Source organism: bacterium, assembly GCA_030655055.1.
GTDB lineage: Bacteria > Edwardsbacteria > AC1 > AC1 > EtOH8 > UBA5202.
In genome coordinates this window covers 1-3200 of sequence record JAURWH010000208.1, presented here as the reverse complement: position 1 = coordinate 3200, position 3200 = coordinate 1, and the positions used below count along the sequence as shown (strand labels likewise).

Sequence of the window (3200 nt, the reverse complement as noted above, 5' to 3'; positions counted from 1 at the left end):
AGAAGCCCCGCCTTACGGCGGGGCTTCTTGTTTTTACGACAACTTACCCTTTGGCAAACACGATCTCCCCCTTCTTAACCTCCGCCTTCACCGTATCCCCGTCCTTGAACTCTCCCTCCAATATCCTCATGGACAGCGGGTCCTGCAGCAATCTTTGGATGGCCCGTTTCAACGGCCGGGCCCCGAAGGCCGGGTCGTACCCCTCGTTGGCCAGCAGTTCCTTGGCCTTCTCCGTCACCTCCAGCTTTATCTTCCGGTCGGCCAGCCTTTGGTACAGGTGCTTCAGCTGGATGTCCACTATGGCGGTGATCTGCTGCTTGTCCAGCCGGTGGAAGATGATGGTCTCGTCCACCCGGTTAAGGAACTCCGGCCTAAAATGCTGGCGCATGGCCTCCATCACTTTGTCCCTCATCTTGCCCTCATCGTCCCCCAGCTCGCTGATCCACCGGGAGCCGATGTTGGAGGTCATGATGATCACCGTGTTCTTGAAGTCCACCGTCCGGCCCTGGCCGTCGGTCAGGCGGCCGTCGTCCAGCACCTGCAGCAGGACGTTGAACACGTCGTGGTGGGCCTTCTCTATCTCGTCAAACAGTATCACGCAGTAGGGACGGCGCCGCACCGCCTCGGTCAGCTGGCCGCCCTCGTCGTAGCCCACGTAGCCCGGAGGCGCGCCCAGCAAACGGGACACCGTGTGCTTCTCCATGTATTCCGACATGTCTATCCGCACCATGGCCCGCTCGTCGTCGAACAGGAACTCGGCCAGGGCCCGGGCCAATTCTGTTTTGCCCACCCCGGTGGGCCCCAGAAAGATGAAGGAGCCTATCGGCTTGTTGGGGTCGGACAGCCCGGCCCGGGAGCGCCGGACCGCATTGCCGATGGATTTCAATGCCTCGTCCTGGCCGATCACCCGCTCCCGCAGGCGCTCTTCTATCTTGATAAGCTTGGATGTCTCGCCCTCCAGCATCCTGGTGACCGGGATCCCGGTCCACTTGGCCACCACCTCGGCGATGTCATCTTCGTCCACTTCCTCCTTCAGGAATTTCTGGGACTTTTGGATCTCGGCCAGATGCTTGTTCTCGTGCTCCAGGTCCTTCTGCAGGGCCACCAAAGTGCCGTAGCGGAACTCGGCCACCTTGTTGTAGTCGCCCTTCTTCTCGGCCTGCTGTTCCTCGATCTTGGAATTCTCCACCCTCTGTTTGATGTCGGAGATCTTCTTGATGATGGCCTTCTCGTTCTGCCAGTGGGCCTTCATGGTGGAGGATTTCTCCTTAAGCTCGGCCAGCTCGGAATCTATTTTGGCCAGCCGTTCCCTGGAAAGCGCGTCGTGGTCCTTCTTTAAGGCCGTGCGCTCGATCTCCATCTGCATGATCCGCCGCTCCACTTCGTCGATCTCGGTGGGCAGGCTGTCGATCTCTATCCGCAGGCGGGAGGAGGCCTCGTCTATCAGATCCACCGCCTTGTCCGGCAGAAAGCGGTCGGAGATGTAGCGCTGGGAAAGCACCGCCGCCGCCACTAAAGCCGAATCCTTGATCCGCACCTTGTGGTGCAGTTCGTAGCGTTCCTTTAATCCCCTTAAGATGGCGATGGTGTCCTCCACCGAGGGTTCCTGCACCAGCACCGGCGCCAAACGGCGCTCCAGAGCCGGGTCCTTCTCTATGTTCTTGCGGTACTCGTCCAAAGTAGTGGCACCGACCATCCGCAGCTCGCCCCGGGCCAGGGCCGGTTTAAGCATGTTGCTGGCGTCCATGGCCCCCTCGGCCTTCCCCGCGCCTACCAAGGTGTGCAACTCGTCAATGAAGAGAATGACAGAACCGGCCGCGGCCTCGATCTCCTTGAGCACGGCTTTAAGACGTTCCTCGAACTCGCCCCGGAACTTGGCCCCGGCGATCAGGGCGCCAAGATCCAGCGACACCACCTTCTTGTTCTTAAGGGTCTCGGGCACGTCGCCGGAATTTATCCGCTGGGCCAGGCCCTCGGCGATGGCCGTCTTGCCCACCCCCGGCTCGCCGATCAGGACCGGATTGTTCTTGGTGCGTCGGGACAAGACCTGGATCACCCGGCGGATCTCGTCGTCACGGCCGATCACCGGGTCCAGCTTGCCCTGGCGGGCCAGTTCGGTCAGATCGCGGCTGTATTTGGCCAGAGCCTGATACTTGCCCTCGGGATCTTGGTCGGTCACCCGCTGGCTGCCCCGGACATCCACCAGGGCCTTCAATATATGATCGCGGTTGATCCCGGAGTTTTTCAGGATCTGCATGGCCTTGCCCGTCTCCTCGGCCAGGGCCAGCAGCAGATGTTCTCCGGAGACGTACTCATCCTTCATCTTTTCGGCTTCGGCCTGGGCCTTTTGCAGCAGCTTGTTCAGGGCGTTGGAAAGATAGGGCTGGGAGGCTTCGCCGTAAACCTTGGGAAGGTTCTGGATCTCGGCTTCCACCCTGTCTTTTAACAGGGCCGGGTTGGCCCCCATTTTTTGGAGCAGGGGAATGACCACGCCCTCGGGCTGGTCCAGCAGGGCGGCCAGCAGGTGCTCCGGCGCTATCTCCTGCAGATTGGCCTGTCCGGCCAGCTGGGACGCGGCCTCTATGGCTTCCTGGGATTTGACGGTGAATTTGTCCAAACGCATTTTATTTACTTCCCCTATTGTATTAAAAACAGAAGGCGATTCCTGAAGAACCGCCCATAAACAATATAACCACAGATGCCGGTTTTGTCAAGGTGCTGGTTTGTTTACTTGGACAGCGGGCCGGAGTCTAATGGTTTGCCCGGACCCGGTGACCTCTGTCCCCAGCTTCCGGCATAATTGCCGCAGCCTGGTTTGGATGCCCCGGGCCTTCTTCCTCCCGGCCGGAACCGGCCGGTTACTCACTATCTCCAGGGGAACCATCGAGACCGTCGTCAGAGAATCTCCCTTAAGTTCCGCAAACAGCAGGGCACTTTCCCGGCAGATCTGTTCCCTTTGGTCAAAGATGAAATTTCCCAGGCTGTAGGCGATCAGCCCGCCCCGGTAAAATTCCACCCCCTGCAAAACGTGGGGATGGTGGCCGTGCGCCAGCTTGGCCCCGCAGTCTATGGCCATCCGGCCCAGTTTTTTCTGGGTCCGGGCCGGATGATCCTTGTACTCAAAGCCCCAGTGGAAAGAGGCGACGATGATGTCGCAGGAATCGCGGATGGCGGCGATGGAACGGGCCACGCAGGCCGAA

Annotated in this window: 2 protein-coding genes; both read right to left on the bottom strand. The window is 60.0% G+C overall.

The genetic code is table 11. The annotated features are described in order from the left end of the window. Positions 1 to 43: 43 nt before the first annotated feature. Complete coding sequence (gene clpB, locus Q7U71_09685) at positions 44 to 2623, bottom strand: ATP-dependent chaperone ClpB (GenBank protein MDO9392028.1); 2580 nt, start codon at positions 2621 to 2623, stop codon at positions 44 to 46. A gap of 87 nt (positions 2624 to 2710) precedes the next feature. Then, the coding region (locus Q7U71_09680; protein ID MDO9392027.1) for a CapA family protein at positions 2711 to 3200 on the bottom strand (490 nt) is incomplete at its 5' end.